Genomic DNA, 18,720 nt, shown 5'->3' with positions numbered 1-18,720 from the left:
CGCGAAACCGGTCGTTTTTCATTTGGGCAACGCAAATCCATGCATCAGTCCGCGTCCTTCCAGCTTTCCCGGCGCGCCGTCCTCGGCGCGGGGCTGTGCTTTGCGGCGCTGGGGCCGGCGGGCCGGGCGGCGGCGGCGACCACCGCCGAGCGGCTGGTTGCGGCCGCCCGCAAGCAGGTCGGTGTCACCTTGGCCTATGACCCGGCCTACACCATGCTCGCCTTCCCGAACGGCGACGTCGACCGCGCCAAGGGCGTGTGCACCGACGTCCTCATCCGCGCCTATCGCGACGCGTTCGGCGTCGATCTCCAGGCCCTTGTAAACGCCGACATGAAGGGCGACTTTGGGGCCTATCCGAAAAACTGGGGCTTGCGCCGGCCCGACCGCAACATCGACCATCGCCGCGTGCCCAACCTTGCCACCTATTGGACGCGCCAGCGCGCGCGGCTCCCCGTCTCCAGCGATCCCGCCGACTGGCGACCGGGCGATATCTTCACCGCGATGACCGGCGGGCGCTTTCCGCACACCGGCATCGTCTCCGACCGAACCACCACCGCGGGCCGCCCGCTGATCATCCACAATATCGGCCGCGGCGCCCGCGAAGAGGACGCCTTGTTCGACCACCCGCTGACCGGCCATTTCCGCTGGAAGGTCTGACCAGATTTCAAGTTTCACGCTGAGGAGTGTTTTCATGGGTTATCGTATCGTTGTCGCCGGCGCGACGGGCAATGTCGGGCGCGAAGTGCTCGCCATCCTGTTCGAACGCGAATTCCCGATCGACGAACTCGCGCTGGTCGCCTCGTCGCGCAGCCAGGGCCTCGATATCGAACTCGGCGACACCGGCCGCACCGCCAAATGCCAGAATATCGACAATTTCGACTGGACCGGCTGGGACATGGCGATCTTCGCGATCGGCAGCGACGCAACCGCGATCCATGCGCCCAAGGCCGCCGCGGCCGGCTGCGTGGTGATCGACAACAGCTCGCTCTACCGGATGGACCCCGACGTGCCGCTGATTGTGCCCGAGGTGAACCCCGACGCGATCGACGGCTATAAAAAGCGCAATATCATCGCCAACCCCAATTGCTCGACCGCGCAGATGGTCGTCGCATTGAAGCCGCTGCATGATGCCGCGACGATCAAGCGCGTCGTCGTCTCGACCTATCAGTCGGTGTCGGGCGCCGGCAAGGCGGGTATGGACGAGCTGTGGAACCAGACGCGCCAGATCTTCGTCGGCGACGAAAAGGACGTGCAGAAGTTCACCAAGCAGATCGCCTTCAACGTCATCCCGCACATCGACAAGTTCCTCGACGACGGCTCGACCAAGGAAGAGTGGAAGATGGTCGTCGAGACGAAGAAGATCCTCGATCCCAAGATCAAGGTCACCGCGACCTGCGTCCGTGTCCCCGTCTTCGTCGGCCATTCGGAAGCGATCAACATCGAGATGGAGGAGGAGCTGTCGGCCGAGGATGCGCAGCGCATCCTGCGCGAGGCCCCGGGCGTCGTGCTCCACGACAAGCGCGAGGACGGTGGTTACATCACCCCCGTCGAATGCGTCGGCGACTTCGCGACCTTCGTGTCGCGGGTTCGGGATGATCCGACGGTCGATAACGGCCTGAACCTGTGGTGCGTCAGCGACAACCTTCGCAAGGGTGCGGCTTTGAACGCGGTGCAGATTGCGGAGCTGCTGGGGCGTCGACATCTGAAGAAGGGCTGAGGCATCAAGATCCTCCCCATCGCGAAGCGTTGGGGAGGGGGACCGCGCCCGTAGGGCGTGGTGGAGGGGTTTCGACGGTAGCGCCCAAACCCCTCCGTCAGCCCTTCGGGCTGCCACCTCCCCATGGCTTCGCCTGGGGAGGATCGGATTGCCGATGGCGAAGTCTTCGGGCTATGCCGACGATATGACCGCCCCCCATCTCTTCACCCACGCCCTCCTCCGCACCCCTGCTCCGTCCGCCATCCACGGCATCCGCGCCGACGGCGGCCCCGACCCCGATTTCGCCGGCCTCGCCGCCGAGCATGATGCCTATGTTTCGGCGCTCCGCGACCTCGACCTCGACCTCACCATCCTCCCGCCGCTCGACGCCTTCCCCGACGCGCTGTTCGTCGAGGACGTCGCGCTGACTTTCGCTAACGGCGCGATCCTGCTCCGCCCCGGGGCCGCCACCCGCGCGGGCGAGGTCGACCATATCCGCGAAGCGCTCGCCGCGCACCACGACCGACTGCTCGAACTCACCGCAGGTCATGTCGACGGCGGCGACGTGCTGCGTCTCGCCGACCGCGTCGTCATCGGCCTGTCGGCGCGCACCGACCGCGCCGGCGCCGAAGCGCTCGCCAGCCTGCTCGCCGACCTCGGCTACCAAGCCGAGATCGCCGACACGCCACCCGGCGTGCTTCATTTCAAGACCGGCTGCGGCCTGATCGACGCCGAGACGATCTTCGCCGTCCCCGCGCTCGCCGGCTGCCCGCAATTCGCCGGGCTCGAGGTCGTCGTGACGCCCCCCGGCGAGGAAGAAGCGGCGAACCTGCTGCGTATCAACGATACCATCCTCGTCGGCGACCGCTGGACCGCAACCCACGCGCTGCTCGCCTCGCGCGGCTTCGCGATCCGCCCGCTCGCGACGCGTCAGATCGCGCGCATCGACGCGGGGCTCAGCTGCATGTCGCTGCGCTGGTGATCACCGCCCTTCCGCGCGCGCAGAAAATCCTCCTCGGCCTCCTTGCGGCGCTGCTCCTGCTCGCCCAGATCGCGCAGCCCTATCCCGAGATCGCGCTGCTCCAGCATATCCCGACACTCGCCTTCCTGCTCGCCTCGCCCTGGCTGCTGCGGCGCTGGCCGCTCTCGACCGCGTCGCTCGCCTGCATCGCGCTCTTCCTGGCGCTCCACACGCTCGGCGGCCGCTACGCCTACAGCAATGTCCCCTACGACGACTGGGCGCGCGCGCTGACCGGCATCAGCCTCTCCGACGCGACGGGCTGGACCCGCAACCACTACGACCGCCTCGTCCATTTCGCCTTCGGCGCGCTGTCGGTCGTCCCCGTCGCCGAGATCGCCCGCCGCTGGGGCGGGCTGACGACGCGCGGCGCCGCGCTGACCGTCCTCGCCTGGGTGCTCGCCATCTCGTGCCTCTACGAGATGTTCGAATGGCTGCTCACGATCGTCGCGGTGGGCGAGACCGCCGACCGCTACAACGGGCAGCAGGGCGACATCTGGGACGCGCAAAAGGATATGGCGCTCGCCGCCCTGGGTGCGATATTGCTGCTCCCCGTTCTTCGCAGGAGCCGATGATGCGCAATCTCACCACCCTCGTTCTGATCGGCCTGCTCGCCGCCTGCAAACCCGCCGCGGATAGCGCGCCCGCGGAGAAGGAGCCCGCCGCGCTCCCGGTCCCCGAGGCCAGGGCCGACGGTCCCGCCGCCGCGACCACCGCGATCAGCCTCGACGGCGAGGGCCTGCGTTTCGTCGACAAGGCGAACGGCAAGACCAGCCTGCTCGCTTTCGGCGTCCCGCGGGTCCAGGCCGAGGAAGCGCTGGGCCGCGTGATGGGCAAGGAGAGCGACCGCAGCAGCAACGCGGAATGCGGCGCGGGGCCGATGGACTTCACCCGCTACGACGCGATGACGCTCAATTTCCAGGACGGCAAATTCGCCGGCTGGTTCCTCGGCAACGAGCCCGGCGCGGAGAATTATTCGACGATGAGCGGCATCGCGGTCGGCACCCCGCGCGCCAAGGCGGCGGCATCGGTCAAGCTCATCGCGATCGAGGACAGCACGCTGGGCGAGGAGTTTAGCTTGGGCGAGGGCGAGAAGGCCATCGGCGGCATGTTCGCGGCGCCCGGCGACGACGCGAAGATCGACGCGTTGTTCGCGGGGGTGAATTGTTTCTTCCGCTGAGGGGGCGGGAACAAACCAAGCGAGATGGAGGGCCGTCCGGAACCGGACCCTAACCCCCAACCCCTAATATTCGACGATGATCCGCACCTTGTCGGCGCTCACGCCGACCGCGCGCGCGATCTCCTTGCGGCTGCGATCGATTGCCTCCGCCACCTTGTCAAAAGCCGCCTCGCCCAGCAGTTCGGCGGGGGGCACGCCCAAAATCTTCGCGAGCGCCGCCATCCGGCTGCGTTTGGGGCGGACGCGGCCCTTTTCCCAGCCGAGCACCGATGCCGCACTGACGTTCATGCGCTTCGCGACGTCGGCGCGGTCTATCCCGGCCTTGGTGCGCAGCCGCAGCAGTCGGTCACCGAAGGGCTCGTCGGCCGCGGGGCCCGTGGCCGTTTCTTCGGTCGCTTCGGGGGCAGCGAGCGCCTCGGTCGCGCTCTTGAGCTCGACCGCGCTGAGCGTCGCGCGCGACACCGGGCCCTCGAACTGGCATCCGAAATGCCGCCCGCTCGCCCAGATCACCACCGCGGTGATGTCCCCGGCGTGCGGCAGCTCGATCTCGATCCGGTCGCCCGCCGCCAGCTTGATGTCGCTTTCGAAAAGCAGGCCGGTGCCCGAGATATTGTGGATCTGGACGTCGATGCCCTTGCCGTCGTGCCGCGCGCCTTTCGCGAGCAAGCTGAGCTTGCGTCGTCCGCCCTGACGCCGGTCGGCGCCGGGCGCCGCGGGCAGAAAATATCCGGAAATGGCCATGCCGGTTTGATGGAGTCGGCCGGTTAATAGTTGGTTAGCGCGGCGATGAAAGGTGGGCTTATCGGCGATCCGTTTCGGGCGTTGGTCGACAAAGCCGATCCTCTCCGGAATGGGGAGGATCAGTAGCGAGCTAAACCAGCCGCCGCCCCGTCACCGCCACCGTCGCGCAGGCCGGCTTGCCGTCCTTGCCCGTCCCGTTGACCGATAGCACAATCTGCCGACCGTCCTTTGCGGCGGCATCAAGCAGATTCCGCCCGATATCGTGGATGTCGATCTTCATCCGCCGGCTCCACGGCGAGGCATGATCGCCGGCGAGGTCGCCGATGCGGATATAGACGAAGCGCTGCACCGGGCCCTCGCGCCGCACCTGATCGCCGAAGAATTTCGGCCCCGGCCCGGCGCGGATCGCAAAATCGAAGACCAGCGGCTCACCCGCCACCGACGCTTTGGCATCGAGCGGCCCGCCGTCCTTGTCCTGCAGGCTGTGCGGTACGCCGACCACCGGCTGCTCGATGACGATCCGCATCGCGATCTCCTGCTGCTCCGCGCGCGCCATCGCTAATGCCCCATATCCGCCACCGACGCCTTATCGGCCCCCGGCTTGGGCGGGCGCAGCAGCAGCACCAGCGGGATCGACGCCAGCGTCACCCACATCATCAGCCAGAAATCGTCGATATAGGCGACCATCGCCGCCTGGCGGTTGATCTCGGCATTGACCATCGCCATCGCGGCGTCGCCGGCGATGCCGAAGCGGTCGGCGGTCGACGGGTCGAGCAGGCTCGTCGAGCTATTGGTGACATGCGCGACCAGATCCTCGTGGCTCGTCTGGATATTCGCGCCTAGCAGGGTGGTGACGGTCGAAATCCCCACCGACGCGCCGATACTGCGTAGCAGGTTGAGCAGGCTCGACCCGTCGGTGCGATACTGCGGCGCGATCGTCGCAAAGGCCATGGTGTTGAGCGGGATGAAGATCAGCCCCATGCCCAGCCCCTGGACGACGCCGCTGACGATCACCGGCTGCATCCCCATTTCCAGCGACCAGTGGCTCATCTGCCACAAGGACAGCGCCGCGATCAGCAATCCCGAACCCACCATCCAGCGCGCGTCGATCCTGCCCAGCATCTGGCCCGCGAACCACATGCTCGCGAGGATGCCGATGCCGCGTACCGCGAGCACGACGCCGGTATCGATCACCGGCCAGCCGAACAGATTCTGCAGCATCGGCGGCAGCAGCGCCATCGACGCGAACATCACGACGCCGATCACGATCATGAAGCCCATCGCGGTGACGAGGTTGCGGTCGGCGAGCATGGCGCGGTTGAACAAGGTATCGCGCCGCGAGGTGAACAGATGCACCGCGAACATCCACAGGCAGGCGATGGCGACGCCGCATTCGATCCAGATTTCGACGCTGTCGAACCAGTCCTGGTGCGCGCCGCGGTCGAGCATCAGCTGCAGCGACGCGAGCCCCAGCGCGAGCATCGAGAAACCGAACAGGTCGAACCGGCGGTCGCTGGTGCGCGTCGCGGGCAGCAGCGCCCACATCATCGCCAGCGTCAACAGCCCGACGGGCAGGTTGACGTAGAACACCCAGCGCCAGTTGACGCTCTCGGTCAGCCAGCCGCCGAGCACCGGGCCCAGGATCGGCCCGATCATGATCCCCATGCCCCAGATCGACATCGCGCGCGCCTGTTTGTCGGGCGGGTTGATGTCGAGCATCACCGACTGCGACAGCGGCCCGATGAAGGCGGCGCTGATCCCCTGCAGGAAGCGAAAGGCGACCATCTGTTCGAGCGACTGCGCCGCGCCGCACGCCATCGAGGTGATGATGAACCCCACGATCGCGGCGAGGAACAATTCGCGCCGCCCGATGCGGTCGGCGAGCCAGCCGGTGATCGGCATCGCGATGGCGCTGGCCAGGATATAGCTGGTGAGCACCCAGGTCACCGTCTCGCTCGTCGCGCCCAGCGCCGATTGCATATGCGGGATCGCGACATTGGCGATGGTCGTGTCGAGGATCTGCATGATCGACGCGCCCATGACGGCGACCATGAGGAGGCCGCGGTAACGGACGCGCTCGTGGAGGGGGATGCGGTCGTCGGCGGGTAGCGCCGCGGCGGGCGAGCGGCGGGGGAGGGACCGGCTGGCCATGGCTAGAAAAGATCCTCCCTGCGCCGAAGGCGTGGGGAGGGGGACCGCCCGCGATGCGGGTGGTGGAGGGGCGGTCGCGCCAAGGCCCCTCCGTCAGCGCTCCGCGCTGCCACCTCCCCATCGCTTCGCGACAGGGAGGATCGGATGTCGAAGGCATTGGCCACGCCACCCACGCCCTATTTCCCCGCCACCGCCCCGTTGCCGGTGAACACCCGCACATCGGCCGACAGCCCCGCGATCATCTCGCGCGACGGTTTTTCGTCGAAGGCGATCTTCACCGGCACGCGCTGCGTCACCTTGACCCAGTTGCCGGTGGCGTTCTGCGCCGGCAGCACCGAAAATTCGCTGCCCGTGCCCGCGCCGATCGTCAGCACATGGCCGCGGATCTTCAGCCCCGGATAGGCGTCGAAGCTGATCTCGGCGCGCTGGCCGACGCGCATGTCGGCGAGGTCGGTTTCCTTGAAATTGGCCTCGACCCACGGATGCGCCGTGTCGACCAAGGTCACCGCGGGCAGCCCCGCGACCATCATCGGGCCGATCTGCAGCCGGTCCGACTGCGCGACGCGTCCCGCGCTCGGCGCGCGCACCTCGGTGCGGCCGAGATTGACCTGCGCCTGCGCGCGCTGGACGCGCGCCGCCTCGACCTGCGGGTTGATCCCGCTGGACGGGCCCGCGGCGAGCTTGACGCGCGCCTCGGCGGCGGCGGCCTCGGCCTGGCGGACGCGCTCGCGCGCCTGGCTCACCGCGTGGCGCGCGGCGTCGTAGGCCGCCCTGGTGGTGAAGCCCTTTTCCATCAGCGCCGCCTGGCGCCCGAAGGTCACTTCGGCGAATTTCACATCCTCGCGCGCCGCGGCGATGTCGACGCTCGACGTGTTCGCGCTCGCCGACAAATTGCCGACCTCGACCTCGGCGGCGTCGATCGCCGCGGTCGCCTGTGCGACATTCAGCCGATAGGGCTCGCCGTCGATGCGGAAGAGGAGTTGGCCTGCGGTCACGTTCTGCCCGTCTTTCACCGCGACCTCGGTGATCCGCCCGCCGACCTCGGCGGCGATCGAGACCTTGTCCATCTGGACATAGGCATTGTCGGTCGACACCGACCCGCCGCTGGTCAGCCACCAGCCGGCGCCGCCCGCAATCAGCAGGGCGGGCAGGCCGAACATCAGGAGGCGGGTGCGCAAAGTCGGTTTCGCCGCAGTATCGGACGCGGTCGCTGGCTGCGGCACGGGCACGGGGTCTGCCTTGGGTGCTGCCTTGGGGGGCTTGGCTTCTTCGGCCTTCGGCGGGGTGGTGGAGAGCTGGGCCATCAGATCGTCTCTTTTTCTTTTTGGCATATGCGGCGCGACAGATTGGCGCGGACGCGCTCGACCAGCGCCGCGAGCATCTCGCGCTCGGCCTCGCTCATCCCTTCGGTGGCTTCGGCGACCACCGCCTTCGCGGTCTGGCGGAGGTGATCGAGCAAGGGTTCGGCCTGCGCCGTCAGGTAAAGCTGCCACGCGCGGCGGTCGGTGGGGTCGGCGCGGCGCTCGACCAGCGCGCCTTCCTCCAGCCGGTCGATCATCCGCGACAGCGTGATCGGCTCGACCTCGATCAGTTCGGCGAGCGGGCCCTGCCGGATTCCGGGGTAGCGCGCCAGATAAGTGAGCACGCGCGACTGCAGCGCGGTGATTCCGCTCTCCTTCGTGCGCGCGTTGAAATCGCGGCGAAACATCCGCGCGGTGTCGTTCAGCAGGAAGCCGATGGTCTCACTCATGGCATGCGATATAATAGCAATTGCTACTAAATGCAAGTCGTGCTGCGCGGCGGTTTCGCTACCGCCGCAACATCGACAAATCGCCCGCCGCCGCTATGCTGCGTGCATGACCCTGACCGCCGACCTTTTCTGGTCCTTCCGCTCGCCGTACAGCTACCTCTGCATCGCCCGCTACCGCGCGCTCGCGGCGAGCCACGACCTCGCGATCAACCTGCGCCCGGTCTATCCGCTCGCGATCCGCCAGCCCGATTTCTTCGAGCGCAACCACCCCAACTGGCTGAGCTACACGATGCGCGACATGATCCGCGTCGCGCAGTTCCACGGCATCCCCTTCGGCCCGCCGCGCCCCGACCCGATCGTGCAGGACATCATGACGCGCGAGATCGCCGCCGAGCAGCCGTACATCTACCGCCTCACGCGCCTCGGCCAGGCCGCGTCGCGCCGCGGCAAGAGCCTCGCCTTCGCGCATGAGGCGGCGCAGCTCATCTGGGGCGGCGCGGTCGACTGGCACCTCGGCGACCATCTCGCGGGCGCCGCCAAGCGTGCCGGGCTCGACCTAGCCGAGCTGGATGCCGAGGCGGAGCGCGACGCCGATACGCTCGATACCGAGATCGCCGCCAACCAGGTCGCGCTCGAGATCGCCGGCCATTGGGGCGTACCGACCTTGGTCTTCGACGGCGAGCCCTTCTTCGGGCAGGACCGCATCGACATGGCGCGCTGGCGCATGGAACAGAAGGGCCTGTTGCCGCGATGACCGACCCGGCGTTTTTCGAAGCCCGCGACGGCGTGCGCCTCGCCGTGCGCGAGATCGGTGAAGGCCGTCCCGTCGTGCTCCTCCACGGGCTCTTTTCGAGCGCCGAGGTCAACTGGATCAAATTCGGCACCGCGGCGAAGATCGCCGGTGCCGGCTTTCGCGTGATCATGCCCGACCTCCGCATCCACGGGTCGAGCGAGGCGCCGCACGAAGAGGGGCTTTATCCGCCCGATGTGCTGGTCCACGACCTCGAAGATCTGGTCGCGCATTTCAGCCTCGGCGATTTCGATCTCGGCGGCTTCTCGCTCGGCGCGCGGACCAGCGTGCGCGCGGTCGTTGCGGGTATGAAGCCGCGCCGCCTGATCCTCGGCGGCATGGGGCTTGCGGGGCTCGCGGGCTGGCAGCGGCGCGGCGCCTTCTTCAAGCGCGTCATCGCCGAATATGAAAGCGCGAAGCGCGGCGACGACACGTGGCTGTCGATCCAGTTCATGAAGACGATGAGGGTCGACCGCATCGCTGCGGGGCATTTGCTCGACAGCTTCACCGATACCTCGCCCGACATGCTCGCGGCGATCACCATGCCGACCCTGCTCGTCTGCGGCGAGGCGGACCAGGACAATGGTTCGGCCCCCGAGCTGGCTGCGGCGCTTGCCGACGCGCGGCTGGTGACCGTCCCCGGCACGCATATGTCGAGCGTCACCCAGCCCGAAATGGGCGACGCGATGGCGGCCTTCCTCGCGGCTTGACCCTGTCGGCGGGCGGGTCCAAACAGCCTTCACGGCGCCACAGAGCGCACCACCAGATGAGGATCGCACCCCCATGAAAGCCATGATCTCGACGATGTCGCTCGCCTTGTCGCTCGCGCTCGCCGGCCCCGCGCTGGCGGCCGAAAAGGCGAAGGACAAGCCCGCGGCCGGCAAGTCGGCGCAACCCACCGCGGCGGACGCCGACGCCTTTATCGCCGCCGCCGAAAAGGATCTGTTCGACTATACGGTCGAGGCGAGTCAGGTGAACTGGGTCAACGCGACCTACCTCACCGAGGACACCGACGCGATGGCCTCGCGGATCAACGCCGTCGGCACCGAAAAGGCGGTCAAATATGCGCTCGAGGCCGCGAAATATGCGAGCGTGCCGGGGCTCAGCGACGATACCAAGCGCAAGCTCGACATCTTGCGCAACGGCCTCGTCCTCCCCGCGCCGACCAAGCCGGGCGCCGCGACCGAGCTCAACCGCATCGCGACCGACCTCCAGTCGCAGTACGGCAAGGGGCGCGGCACGCTGAAGGGCAAGGAAATCTCGGGCTCGGATATCGAGGCCGAGATGGGCAATCTCCAGCACACTCCCGCCGAATTCGCCGAAATGTGGACCAGCTGGCACGACAATGTCGGCGCGCCGATGAAGCAGGATTACGCCAAGCTGGTCGGCATCGCCAATGAGGGCGCGAAGGAGCTGGGCTTCGCGAACACCGGCGCGATGTGGCGCTCGGGTTACGACATGCCGCCGGAGGAATTCGCCAAGACCACCGAGCGGCTTTGGCAGGAAGTGAAGCCGCTCTACATGGCGCTCCACACCTATGTCCGCTCGAAGCTCAACGAGAAATATGGCGACGCGGTGCAGCCCAAGACCGGTCCGATCCGTGCCGACCTGCTCGGCAATATGTGGGCGCAGGAATGGGGCAATATCTACCCGCTGGTAGCGCCCGCGGGTTCGGGCGAACTCGGCTACGACATCGGCGACCTCCTGACCGAAAAGGGCAAGGGCCCGCTCGACATGGTCAAGGCGGGCGAGAATTTCTATTCGTCGCTCGGCATGGAAGCGCTGCCCGAGACTTTCTGGAAGCGCAGCATGTTCACCAAGCCCGCCGACCGCGAGGTCGTGTGCCACGCCTCGGCGTGGGATATCGACAACAAGGACGATATCCGCATCAAGATGTGCATCAAGGTGAATGCCGACGATTTCGTCACCATCCACCACGAACTCGGCCACAACTACTACCAGCGCGCCTATAAGGAGCAGCCGTTCCTCTACCTCAACGGTGCCAACGACGGCTTCCACGAGGCGATCGGCGATTTCGTCGCGCTGTCGATCACGCCGCAATATCTGGTGGACATCGGCCTGCTCGACGAGGCCAAAGTGCCGAGCGCCGACAAGGACACCGGCCTCTTGCTGCGCCAGGCGATGGACAAGGTCGCCTTCCTGCCCTTCGGCCTGCTCGTCGACCGCTGGCGCTGGGGCGTGTTCGACGGCACGATCAAGCCCGCCGATTACAACAAGGCCTGGACCCAGCTGCGCACCCAATATCAGGGCATCGTCCCGCCGGGCCAGCGCCCGGCCGAGGCCTTCGACGCGGGGGCGAAGTTCCATATCCCGGGCAACACGCCCTACACGCGCTATTTCCTCGCGCGCATCCTGCAGTTCCAGTTCTACAAAGCCGCATGCGACCAGGCGGGGTGGAAGGGACCGCTCCACCGCTGCTCCTTCTACGGCAACAAGGAGGTTGGCGCGAAATTGAACGCGATGCTCGAAATGGGCGCGTCGAAGCCCTGGCCCGACGCTTTGGAGGCCTTCACCGGCAGCCGCGAGATGTCGGGCAAGGCGATGGCCGAATATTTCGCGCCGCTGAAGGCATGGCTCGACGAGCAGAACAAGGGCAAGCCGACCGGGTGGTGAGGCGTCTCGCCCTGGCGATGCTGGCGTGCGGCGCGGCGGTGGCGGCGGCGGCTGCGCCGCCGCCGCCACCGCCGCCGCGCGACGATCTGCCGATGACGCTCGACGGATATGATATGGTCGGCCTTTATGGGCGCTACGCCGACTGGCTGGAGCAGCACAAGGGGCCGATCATCGACGATGCGATGAAGGATATCCCCGACAGACCGGGATATCGCCCCCAGGCCGAAATCGTCACCTACAAGAAATTCAGCGACTATGGCCATTATCAATCGGGCGAGATTCGCGGCTATTGCCGGGCGGTGGGGCAATGGGACGTCGATCGCAACGACTGCCTGTTCGTCTTGCGCAAGGTCAATATACCGGTAGCGGCACTCGACGAGCATAGCCCGCTCGGCGAATTCTTCCGGCAATCCTTCGATCCTGCGACGCTCGTCGCCGCGCTAAAGCGCGAAGGTGTCGAACCGGATTCGGATGTGTGGTTGCTCGATGCTGCGCGGATCTTTTCCGAACTTCCGTCGCCAGCGACCGTGCTTCGGGCCAACATAAGGACCGAGTTGGTCGATTCGGTCCAATGCCCGCAAATGCGTGCCGAACTGTCCCGCCTCGAGGGCAAGGGCATGGCTTATGCGGTCGATATGAGCGGGGTGGGCGAGGATGGCCCGGTGGAGGCGCCCGCGCCCCATTCGATCATGCGCGAGGATTCGCTGCACATCCGGACGGCTAAAGGCCTTGTCAGGGTCATTGGGAAGCAGCGCAGCATGTATGACATGCTGAGCCCGCTCTATGCGGCGGTGGACGACTGCGCGGAGAAGCTCGCGGAAAAGGCGGCTCCCTAGCGCATCATGTCGCTGCCGTTTCGACTGCCTGCTTGAAGCGCGCGAGCCGCGCGCTCGCGGCGGCGGCGTGGGGGCCGATCCAGCGGTCGTGGATGTCCTGGATCGGCATCGCGTTGAGATGGTTCCAGCGCTCGCGGCCGCGGCGCTCGGCGATCACCAGCCCGGCATCCTCCAGCACCTTGAGATGCTGCATCACCGTGCAGCGGTCGATGTCGGCGAAATGGCCGCACAAGGCCCCGGTGGTCAGCGGCTGGTCCTTCAGGTCGTCGAGTATCTGCCGCCGGATCGGCGAGGCGAGCGCCTTGAAGGTCGCGTCGAACTGGTCGTGAATTGACATGTTATATAAATATAACATAAAAGGCAGCGACTCAAGCGGAGACTGGATATGGAACTGAAATTCCGGGTGGCGGCGCGGATCGCGAAGCCGGTGCACGAGGTGTTCGAGGCGGTCGCGGACCCCGCGAAACTGTCGAACTATTTCACCACCGGCGGCGCGAAAGGCCGGCTCGAGACCGGCGCGACGGTGGAGTGGGACTTCCACGATTTTCCGGGCGCTTTCCCCGTTTATGTCATCGAAGTCGTCGAGGACGAGAAGATCGTCCTCGAATGGCAGGCGAACGAGGGCGAGGCGCCAAACGTGGATGGCGCCGAACTCAAGGATGCCGATTACCGCACGCGGGTGACGATGAGCTTCAAGGCGCTCGACGACGGTCGCACGCTCGTCGAGATCGCCGAGGAAGGCTGGCGCGAGAACCAGGGGGCACTCGGCGCTTCCTACGGCAATTGCCAGGGCTGGTCGCAGATGCTGTGTGCGCTCAAGGTCTGGATCGAGCACGGCATCAACCTGCGCGAGGGCATGTACAAATAGTTAGCCCGCGGCCCTCCCCAAGCGGAGAGGGATTTAGTCCGGATATTCGATGCGGAGCGGGCGCGATCCCAGTGGCGCGCCGGTGTTCGCGTCGATAACGACCGGCCGGACCGGCTCTCCCGTCTCGGCGTCGATCTGGCGCGTCAACGCGCCGCTGCCATTATGTTTGCGCCCCCAGGCGCCGATTGCCGCGAGGATCGGCAGGAAGTCGCGCCCGGCTTCGGTCAGCAGATATTCGTCGCGCGGGGGCCGCGCGCTGTAGCGGCGCTTTTCGATCAGCCCGGCCTCGGTGAGCGCGGCCAGCCGCCGCGCCAATATGTTCGGCGCGATGCCGAGGCTGGTACGGATCTGGTCGTAGCGCGTCAGCCCGCGGTCGATGTCGCGCAGGATCAATATGCTCCAGCGGTCGCCGACGCGCATCAGCCCGCGGTCGACGGGGCAGATGCCCGAATTATTTTCTTGCGTACCCATTGAAGCCATATGGGGCAGTCACTATCATTTTGCAAGCGACTCTTGCCGGGATACTCCGGGGGCCGTCTTTGAAGGAGCAAAATTATGACCATCCCCAACGGAACCGCCCTGATCACGGGCGCTTCGACCGGCCTCGGCGCCGTCTATGCCGACCGCCTCGCCAAGCGCGGGCAAGACCTGATCCTCGTCGCGCGCAATGCTGCGCAGATGGAGGCGCTGGCGACGAAGCTGCGCGCCGAGCATGACATCGCGGTCGATGTAATTGCCGCCGACCTCACCAACAGCGACGACGTGACGCGGATCGAGCAACGGCTGATCGACGATGCGGCGATCACTTTGTTCGTGAACAATGCCGGCATGTCCCTGAACGGCGGCACGCTGGAAAATAGCGCGGCCGAGATCCAGACGATCATCGCGCTGAACATCACCGCCGCGGCGCGGCTGGCGATCGCGGCGGGCAAGGGCTTTGCCGCGCGCGGCACGGGCGCGATCGTCAATATCGCCTCGGTCCTGGCGCTCGCGCCCGAGACCTTCGAGGGCGTGTACAGCGGATCGAAGGCCTTTCTGCTCAACCTCAGCCTGTCGCTGGCGAACAGCGTGCGCGAACAGGGCGTGCTGGTTCAAGCGGTGCTGCCCGGCGCGACGCGCACCGAAATCTGGGAACGTTCGGGCAAGGATATCGACGCCTTTCCGGCCGAGATGGTGATGGACGCCGACGATCTGGTCGACGCGGCGCTGCTGGGCCTCGATCGCGGCGAGGAAGTCACGATCCCGCCGCTCGCCGATGAAAGCCAGTGGGACGCCTATCATGCCGCGCGGCTGGCGATGGGGCCGGGGCTGTCGCGGCGCGAGGTCGGCGAGCGTTACCGGGTCAGCGAAGGGGTTTGACCGGCGATCCTCCCCGTGCCGGTGGTGCGGGGAGGGCGAACAAGCCGTCATATAGATCACGCTCGACACGAACGAAAAATAAGGCGGCTTTGAATCGAAACGGGGTGGGCTTTCACCCACCCCGCATCTGTCAGATTCCGTCGACAGCCTTGCTGACGAGGATGTTCACCGCGACGCGGCGGTTCTGCGCCTTGCCTTCGGGGGTGGAATTGTCCGCCGCCGGGTCGGCTTCGGCCATGCCGGTCGGGGTCAGCATGCGATAGGGCTTCCAGCCGCACGCCTGCTGTAGGTAGTTGACCACGCGGCTCGCGCGCTTTTCGCTAAGCTCCTGGTTCAGCTCCTCGCTGCCGGTCGAGTCGGTGTAGCCGACGACGAGCAGCAGCGCATTTTCGGTGCTGTTTGCCTGGTTCGCCGCGGCGCAGAGGTCGGCCTTCGCCTGTTCGGTCAGCACGGCCTTGCCGGTGTCGAAATTGACGTTGGTCGTGGCCTTGACGTTATACTGGTCGATGTCGCCGACGCGGCCGCGCAGCGCCTCGGTCGCGGCGGTCTGTTCGGCGAAGCCCTGCGCCGTGCCGGTGCGGATCATCGACGCAGTCTTGAGATCCTTGGTCTTGAGCGCGATCTGGTTGGCGACGAGGCCGCCGTCCCACTGATAGGTGTCGATCGTCACCGGCAGGCCGTTGAGCAGCGCATCGGCGGCAAGCTTGTTGCTGCTGAGGCCGAGGAAGCCGCCGCTGCCCTTGATCTTGGTATAGTCGGCGATCGCGATGGTCTGGTTGCTGCCGTCGGCGGTGGTGACCTGCATCCGGCCGTCGGTGCGTGCCGAGATCAGGCCTTCGACCTTGGGACCCTTGGTCATCTGGTCGGGCGAGGGCAGTTCGCCGTTCACGGTGATCGCCTGATCGGGATAGCTGTCCTGGGCTGCGACGCCGATCGATGCGGTGCTGGCCAGCATGGCGACCGCCAGCATCAGCCTCGGACTGCGGGAAATGACCTTCATATATTGCTCCTTCGAAAAACGGGCCGGACTGGCCCTTGCCCATGATCCTCGCGTCAACCGTTGCGGCGGGGCAAAAGTTCAGCGAGGGGGTAGAGGAGCGGGGTAACGTGAGCCCGCCGCGCGGCGAACCGTGCAACATCTGGCCGTTTCACGGATTCCTATGGTTGATATCGTCGATACCGCGCAAAAACCCGGTTTTGCGCGGTTTTTGTCGTGGTCAGGCGTTGCGTGCCATCAGCCCGCCGTCGACCGGGATGACCGCGCCGGTGATGTAGCTGGCGGCCGGCAGCACGAGGCTGAGCGTCACATGCGCGACTTCCTCGGGCTCGCCATAGCGGCGAAGCGCGGTGCGGCGCTTGGCGAAGACGGCCTTATCCTCTTCGGGCACCTTGTCGGTCATGCCGGTGCGGATCGGGCCGGGGCAGATGCAGTTGACCGTGATGCCCTCTTTGCCGAGATCGACCGCAAGGCCGCGGGTGAGGCCCACGACGCCCGACTTTGCCGCGACATAGGGCGTGTCGCCCGGCGTCGCGCCGAGGCCCTCGGTCGAGGCGATGTTGACGATGCGCGCGGCGTCGCTTTCGCGGAGCCACGGCAGCGCGGCGCGGACCATGCGCTGATGCGCGGTCAGCATCACCGCGAGCGCGCGGTGCCAGATCGCTTCATAGTCATCTTCGGCGTCGAGCGGGGCGAAGCTGGAGACGCCGGCGTTGTTGATGAGGATGTCGATGCCGCCGAAGGTTTCGGCGATCTCGGCAACGGTGCGCTTGATCGCCTCGCCGTCGGCGACGTCGAGCGCGAAGGCCTTGGCGTTCGGCCCGGCCTCGGTCGCCACGGCTTCGCAGGCGGCGAGATCGAGATCTGTGACCGCGACCTTCGCGCCTTCGCTGGCGAGCAGCAGCGCGGTCGCGCGGCCCATGCCGCTCGCGGCGCCGGTGACGATCGCGACGCGGCCGGCGATGGAGCGGGAGAGAGTGGCGAAGTTGTGCATGGCTCGATTCACTCCCTTCTCGTCAAGCTGAACTTGTTTCAGCATCCATGGCCGGCCCTCGCCTCAGACGCGGCGCAGGCGGCAATGCCCGGCCATGGACCCTGAAACAAGTTCAGGGTGACGAAGAATAGAGAGGCGTGCCGGCATACTCACCGAAACGGCGGCTCGTTGAAGGCGCGCAATTTCCGGCTGTGGAGCTTGGCGCCCTCGTCGCGCATCGTCTCGCACGCGCGAATGCCGATCTGGAGATGCGCGGCGATCGCTTCCTCGTAAAATCGGTTCGCCTGTCCGGGCAGCTTGAGCTCGCCGTGGAGCGGCTTGTCGCTGACGCAGAGCAAAGTGCCATAGGGGACGCGAAAGCGATAACCCTGCGCGGCGATGGTGGCGGACTCCATGTCGATGCCGATCGCGCGCGACTGCGAGAAACGCAGCGCGCTGTCGGTGTAGCGCAGCTCCCAGTTGCGGTCGTCGGTGGTGACGACGGTGCCGGTGCGCATACGCTTCTTGAGGTCGGCGCCGGTGGCGCCCGACACCGCTTCGGCGGCGCTCGCCAGCGCGACCTGCACTTCGGCGATCGGCGGGATCGGGATTTCGACGGGCAGCACCGCGTCGAGGATGTGATCGTCGCGAAGATAGGCGTGGGCGAGGACATAGTCGCCGATGCGCTGGCTCGGGCGGAGGCCGCCGCAGTGACCGATCATCAGCCAGGCCTCTGGACGCAGCACCGCGAGATGGTCGCAGATCGTCTTGGCGTTCGACGGGCCGACGCCGATGTTGACGAGCGTGATGCCGCCGCCGTCGGGGGCGATCAGGTGATAGGCGGGCATCTGGTGCCGCCGCCACGCGCTGTCGGCGACGAGCGCGCTGGCGTTGGTGCCGGGCTGATCGACATAGAGGCCCGCGGCGCCCGCGAGCGCGGTGTAGCGGCCTTGCCCGACCTGCGCGCCCGCCCAGGCGACGAATTCGTCGACATAGCGGTGGTAGTTGGTGAAGAGGATGTAGCGCTGGAAATGCTCGGGCGCAGTGCCGGTGTAATGGCGGAGGCGTGCGAGGCTGAAGTCGGTGCGCAGCGCATCGAACAAGGCGAGCGGCTGCGACGCGGCGGGATCGGCGCCGAACAGGCCGTCGGCGAGCTCGTCGCCGATGTCGGCCAATTCCGTGGTAGGGAAGTGGCGTGCGAGCTCGAGCGGGGTGACGCGGCCCATGTCCGATCCGTCGCTGGCGTCGAGCACGTAAGGAAAGGGGATCTGCTGCCCGGTGCGCGTGACCTCGATCTCGATGTCGTAATGCCGCGCGAGCAGGGTGAGCTGGTCGCGCAGATAATCGGCGAAGAGGTCGGGGCGGGTGACGGTGGTTTCGAACACCCCCGCGCGCTCGAAGCGTCCGAAGGAAAGATTATGCCCCTTCTGCCCCTCGCGCTGCTCGCCGGTGGTGGTGAGACGGATCGCGGGATAGTCGAAAAGGCCCGTCGCCGCGGCGTCGGCGGGCGGCAGCGTGCCGTCGTGGACATAGGCGGCGATCGCGGATTTGAGGTTGGAGACCGACGCGCGGAAGCGGGTCTGCAGCTCGGCGATGATCCCTTCGACGAGGGCGGCGGGATCGGCGATGTTCTGGTTTTGCGATGAGGATGTCATCGCGTCGCTGTTGCACGAAATTGTGACAAAAGGGAAGGGGTGGGTCTCCCCTCCCTGCGAGGGAGGGGGCGG

21 protein-coding genes are annotated in these 18,720 nt (G+C 66.7%); 11 read left to right on the top strand and 10 right to left on the bottom strand.

All coding sequences use genetic code 11. The features are described 5' to 3' along the window. Positions 1-39 precede the first annotated feature (39 nt). The 5 genes from BWQ93_RS13245 (at position 40) to BWQ93_RS13225 (ending at position 3,894) form a co-directional block, all read left to right on the top strand. On the top strand, positions 40-657 hold the full coding sequence (locus tag BWQ93_RS13245) for a DUF1287 domain-containing protein (RefSeq protein WP_083720875.1): 618 nt from the start codon (positions 40-42) through the stop codon (positions 655-657). Between the two features lie 34 nt (positions 658-691). Then, entirely contained in the window at positions 692-1,717 is a 1,026-nt protein-coding gene (locus BWQ93_RS13240) for an aspartate-semialdehyde dehydrogenase (protein ID WP_077030956.1), read from the top strand. Between the two features lie 184 nt (positions 1,718-1,901). Next, positions 1,902-2,678 (top strand): arginine deiminase family protein, encoded by a 777-nt coding sequence (locus tag BWQ93_RS13235; protein WP_077032405.1) that lies wholly within the window; start codon positions 1,902-1,904, stop codon positions 2,676-2,678. Continuing rightward, positions 2,675-3,289: a DUF2238 domain-containing protein gene (locus BWQ93_RS13230; RefSeq protein WP_232314606.1), complete on the top strand. Its 615-nt coding sequence runs from the start codon at positions 2,675-2,677 to the stop codon at positions 3,287-3,289. The genes BWQ93_RS13235 and BWQ93_RS13230 overlap by 4 nt, the downstream gene beginning before the upstream one ends. Beyond that, the gene (locus BWQ93_RS13225) at positions 3,286-3,894 is read left to right on the top strand and encodes a hypothetical protein (RefSeq protein WP_077030954.1); all 609 of its coding nucleotides are present in this window, start codon (positions 3,286-3,288) and stop codon (positions 3,892-3,894) included. The genes BWQ93_RS13230 and BWQ93_RS13225 overlap by 4 nt, the downstream gene beginning before the upstream one ends. A gap of 63 nt (positions 3,895-3,957) precedes the next feature. On the opposite strand, the gene BWQ93_RS13220 is transcribed toward BWQ93_RS13225, so the two are convergent. The 5 genes from BWQ93_RS13220 to BWQ93_RS13200 all read right to left on the bottom strand — a co-directional run bounded on the left by BWQ93_RS13220 (position 3,958) and on the right by BWQ93_RS13200 (position 8,536). Then, positions 3,958-4,635 carry a helix-turn-helix domain-containing protein gene (locus tag BWQ93_RS13220; RefSeq protein WP_077030953.1) on the bottom strand — a complete coding sequence of 226 codons (678 nt, stop codon included), beginning with the start codon at positions 4,633-4,635 and terminating at the stop codon, positions 3,958-3,960. A 130-nt stretch (positions 4,636-4,765) separates the two neighbouring features. Further along, complete coding sequence (locus BWQ93_RS13215) at positions 4,766-5,191, bottom strand: DUF5990 family protein (RefSeq protein ID WP_077030952.1); 426 nt, start codon at positions 5,189-5,191, stop codon at positions 4,766-4,768. A 2-nt stretch (positions 5,192-5,193) separates the two neighbouring features. Next, positions 5,194-6,786 (bottom strand): DHA2 family efflux MFS transporter permease subunit, encoded by a 1,593-nt coding sequence (locus tag BWQ93_RS13210; RefSeq protein ID WP_077030951.1) that lies wholly within the window; start codon positions 6,784-6,786, stop codon positions 5,194-5,196. 176 nt (positions 6,787-6,962) lie between these two features. Then, the gene (locus tag BWQ93_RS13205) at positions 6,963-8,090 is read right to left on the bottom strand and encodes an HlyD family secretion protein (protein ID WP_083720873.1); all 1,128 of its coding nucleotides are present in this window, start codon (positions 8,088-8,090) and stop codon (positions 6,963-6,965) included. Beyond that, a complete protein-coding gene (locus BWQ93_RS13200; protein ID WP_077030950.1) occupies positions 8,090-8,536 on the bottom strand; it encodes a MarR family winged helix-turn-helix transcriptional regulator in 447 nt (148 codons plus the stop codon). Before BWQ93_RS13200 ends, BWQ93_RS13205 begins: the two co-directional genes overlap by 1 nt. Positions 8,537-8,642: 106 nt before the next feature. Here BWQ93_RS13200 and BWQ93_RS13195 point away from each other — a divergent pair, with 106 nt between their 5' ends. From BWQ93_RS13195 to BWQ93_RS13180, 4 genes are all read left to right on the top strand, one after another. Continuing rightward, complete coding sequence (locus tag BWQ93_RS13195) at positions 8,643-9,290, top strand: 2-hydroxychromene-2-carboxylate isomerase (RefSeq protein ID WP_077030949.1); 648 nt, start codon at positions 8,643-8,645, stop codon at positions 9,288-9,290. Beyond that, complete coding sequence (locus BWQ93_RS13190) at positions 9,287-10,036, top strand: alpha/beta fold hydrolase (protein WP_077030948.1); 750 nt, start codon at positions 9,287-9,289, stop codon at positions 10,034-10,036. Before BWQ93_RS13195 ends, BWQ93_RS13190 begins: the two co-directional genes overlap by 4 nt. Before the next feature lie 73 nt (positions 10,037-10,109). After that, entirely contained in the window at positions 10,110-11,960 is a 1,851-nt protein-coding gene (locus BWQ93_RS13185; protein ID WP_077030947.1) for a M2 family metallopeptidase, read from the top strand. After that, entirely contained in the window at positions 11,957-12,796 is an 840-nt protein-coding gene (locus BWQ93_RS13180; protein WP_156878233.1) for a hypothetical protein, read from the top strand. The genes BWQ93_RS13185 and BWQ93_RS13180 overlap by 4 nt, the downstream gene beginning before the upstream one ends. Positions 12,797-12,800: 4 nt before the next feature. On the opposite strand, the gene BWQ93_RS13175 is transcribed toward BWQ93_RS13180, so the two are convergent. Continuing rightward, on the bottom strand, positions 12,801-13,133 hold the full coding sequence (locus BWQ93_RS13175; RefSeq protein WP_077032403.1) for an ArsR/SmtB family transcription factor: 333 nt from the start codon (positions 13,131-13,133) through the stop codon (positions 12,801-12,803). A gap of 48 nt (positions 13,134-13,181) precedes the next feature. Here BWQ93_RS13175 and BWQ93_RS13170 point away from each other — a divergent pair, with 48 nt between their 5' ends. Beyond that, complete coding sequence (locus BWQ93_RS13170; RefSeq protein WP_077030945.1) at positions 13,182-13,664, top strand: SRPBCC family protein; 483 nt, start codon at positions 13,182-13,184, stop codon at positions 13,662-13,664. A 33-nt stretch (positions 13,665-13,697) separates the two neighbouring features. Here BWQ93_RS13170 and BWQ93_RS13165 read toward each other — a convergent pair whose 3' ends face one another. Next, positions 13,698-14,135: a winged helix-turn-helix transcriptional regulator gene (locus BWQ93_RS13165; protein ID WP_156878232.1), complete on the bottom strand. Its 438-nt coding sequence runs from the start codon at positions 14,133-14,135 to the stop codon at positions 13,698-13,700. 84 nt (positions 14,136-14,219) lie between these two features. Here BWQ93_RS13165 and BWQ93_RS13160 point away from each other — a divergent pair, with 84 nt between their 5' ends. Further along, a complete protein-coding gene (locus tag BWQ93_RS13160; protein ID WP_077030943.1) occupies positions 14,220-15,023 on the top strand; it encodes an SDR family NAD(P)-dependent oxidoreductase in 804 nt (267 codons plus the stop codon). Between the two features lie 130 nt (positions 15,024-15,153). Here BWQ93_RS13160 and BWQ93_RS13155 read toward each other — a convergent pair whose 3' ends face one another. The 3 genes from BWQ93_RS13155 to BWQ93_RS13145 all read right to left on the bottom strand — a co-directional run bounded on the left by BWQ93_RS13155 (position 15,154) and on the right by BWQ93_RS13145 (position 18,648). Continuing rightward, positions 15,154-16,023: an OmpA family protein gene (locus BWQ93_RS13155; RefSeq protein WP_077030942.1), complete on the bottom strand. Its 870-nt coding sequence runs from the start codon at positions 16,021-16,023 to the stop codon at positions 15,154-15,156. Positions 16,024-16,240: 217 nt separating this feature from the next. Then, on the bottom strand, positions 16,241-17,014 hold the full coding sequence (locus tag BWQ93_RS13150; RefSeq protein WP_077030941.1) for an SDR family NAD(P)-dependent oxidoreductase: 774 nt from the start codon (positions 17,012-17,014) through the stop codon (positions 16,241-16,243). A 149-nt stretch (positions 17,015-17,163) separates the two neighbouring features. Next, positions 17,164-18,648 carry an AMP nucleosidase gene (locus BWQ93_RS13145; RefSeq protein WP_077030940.1) on the bottom strand — a complete coding sequence of 495 codons (1,485 nt, stop codon included), beginning with the start codon at positions 18,646-18,648 and terminating at the stop codon, positions 17,164-17,166. Between the last annotated feature and the right edge of the window lie 72 nt (positions 18,649-18,720).

It is taken from the genome of Sphingopyxis sp. QXT-31, assembly GCF_001984035.1.
Classification (GTDB): domain Bacteria; phylum Pseudomonadota; class Alphaproteobacteria; order Sphingomonadales; family Sphingomonadaceae; genus Sphingopyxis.
This window is presented reverse-complemented; position numbering and strand designations above follow the sequence as displayed.

Bases quoted from the DNA above. Each gene is read 5' to 3' on its own strand.
- BWQ93_RS13245 (WP_083720875.1), top strand. From the start codon at position 40: ATGCATCAGTCCGCGTCCTTCCAGCTTTCCCGGCGCGCCGTCCTCGGC.
- BWQ93_RS13240 (WP_077030956.1), top strand. From the start codon at position 692: ATGGGTTATCGTATCGTTGTCGCCGGCGCGACGGGCAATGTCGGGCGC.
- BWQ93_RS13235 (WP_077032405.1), top strand. From the start codon at position 1,902: ATGACCGCCCCCCATCTCTTCACCCACGCCCTCCTCCGCACCCCTGCT.
- BWQ93_RS13225 (WP_077030954.1), top strand. From the start codon at position 3,286: ATGATGCGCAATCTCACCACCCTCGTTCTGATCGGCCTGCTCGCCGCC.
- BWQ93_RS13220 (WP_077030953.1), bottom strand. From the start codon at position 4,635: ATGGCCATTTCCGGATATTTTCTGCCCGCGGCGCCCGGCGCCGACCGG.
- BWQ93_RS13215 (WP_077030952.1), bottom strand. From the start codon at position 5,191: ATGGCGCGCGCGGAGCAGCAGGAGATCGCGATGCGGATCGTCATCGAG.
- BWQ93_RS13210 (WP_077030951.1), bottom strand. From the start codon at position 6,786: ATGGCCAGCCGGTCCCTCCCCCGCCGCTCGCCCGCCGCGGCGCTACCC.
- BWQ93_RS13205 (WP_083720873.1), bottom strand. From the start codon at position 8,090: ATGGCCCAGCTCTCCACCACCCCGCCGAAGGCCGAAGAAGCCAAGCCC.
- BWQ93_RS13200 (WP_077030950.1), bottom strand. From the start codon at position 8,536: ATGAGTGAGACCATCGGCTTCCTGCTGAACGACACCGCGCGGATGTTT.
- BWQ93_RS13195 (WP_077030949.1), top strand. From the start codon at position 8,643: ATGACCCTGACCGCCGACCTTTTCTGGTCCTTCCGCTCGCCGTACAGC.
- BWQ93_RS13190 (WP_077030948.1), top strand. From the start codon at position 9,287: ATGACCGACCCGGCGTTTTTCGAAGCCCGCGACGGCGTGCGCCTCGCC.
- BWQ93_RS13185 (WP_077030947.1), top strand. From the start codon at position 10,110: ATGAAAGCCATGATCTCGACGATGTCGCTCGCCTTGTCGCTCGCGCTC.
- BWQ93_RS13175 (WP_077032403.1), bottom strand. From the start codon at position 13,133: ATGTCAATTCACGACCAGTTCGACGCGACCTTCAAGGCGCTCGCCTCG.
- BWQ93_RS13170 (WP_077030945.1), top strand. From the start codon at position 13,182: ATGGAACTGAAATTCCGGGTGGCGGCGCGGATCGCGAAGCCGGTGCAC.
- BWQ93_RS13165 (WP_156878232.1), bottom strand. From the start codon at position 14,135: ATGGGTACGCAAGAAAATAATTCGGGCATCTGCCCCGTCGACCGCGGG.
- BWQ93_RS13160 (WP_077030943.1), top strand. From the start codon at position 14,220: ATGACCATCCCCAACGGAACCGCCCTGATCACGGGCGCTTCGACCGGC.
- BWQ93_RS13155 (WP_077030942.1), bottom strand. From the start codon at position 16,023: ATGAAGGTCATTTCCCGCAGTCCGAGGCTGATGCTGGCGGTCGCCATG.
- BWQ93_RS13150 (WP_077030941.1), bottom strand. From the start codon at position 17,014: ATGCACAACTTCGCCACTCTCTCCCGCTCCATCGCCGGCCGCGTCGCG.
- BWQ93_RS13145 (WP_077030940.1), bottom strand. From the start codon at position 18,648: ATGACATCCTCATCGCAAAACCAGAACATCGCCGATCCCGCCGCCCTC.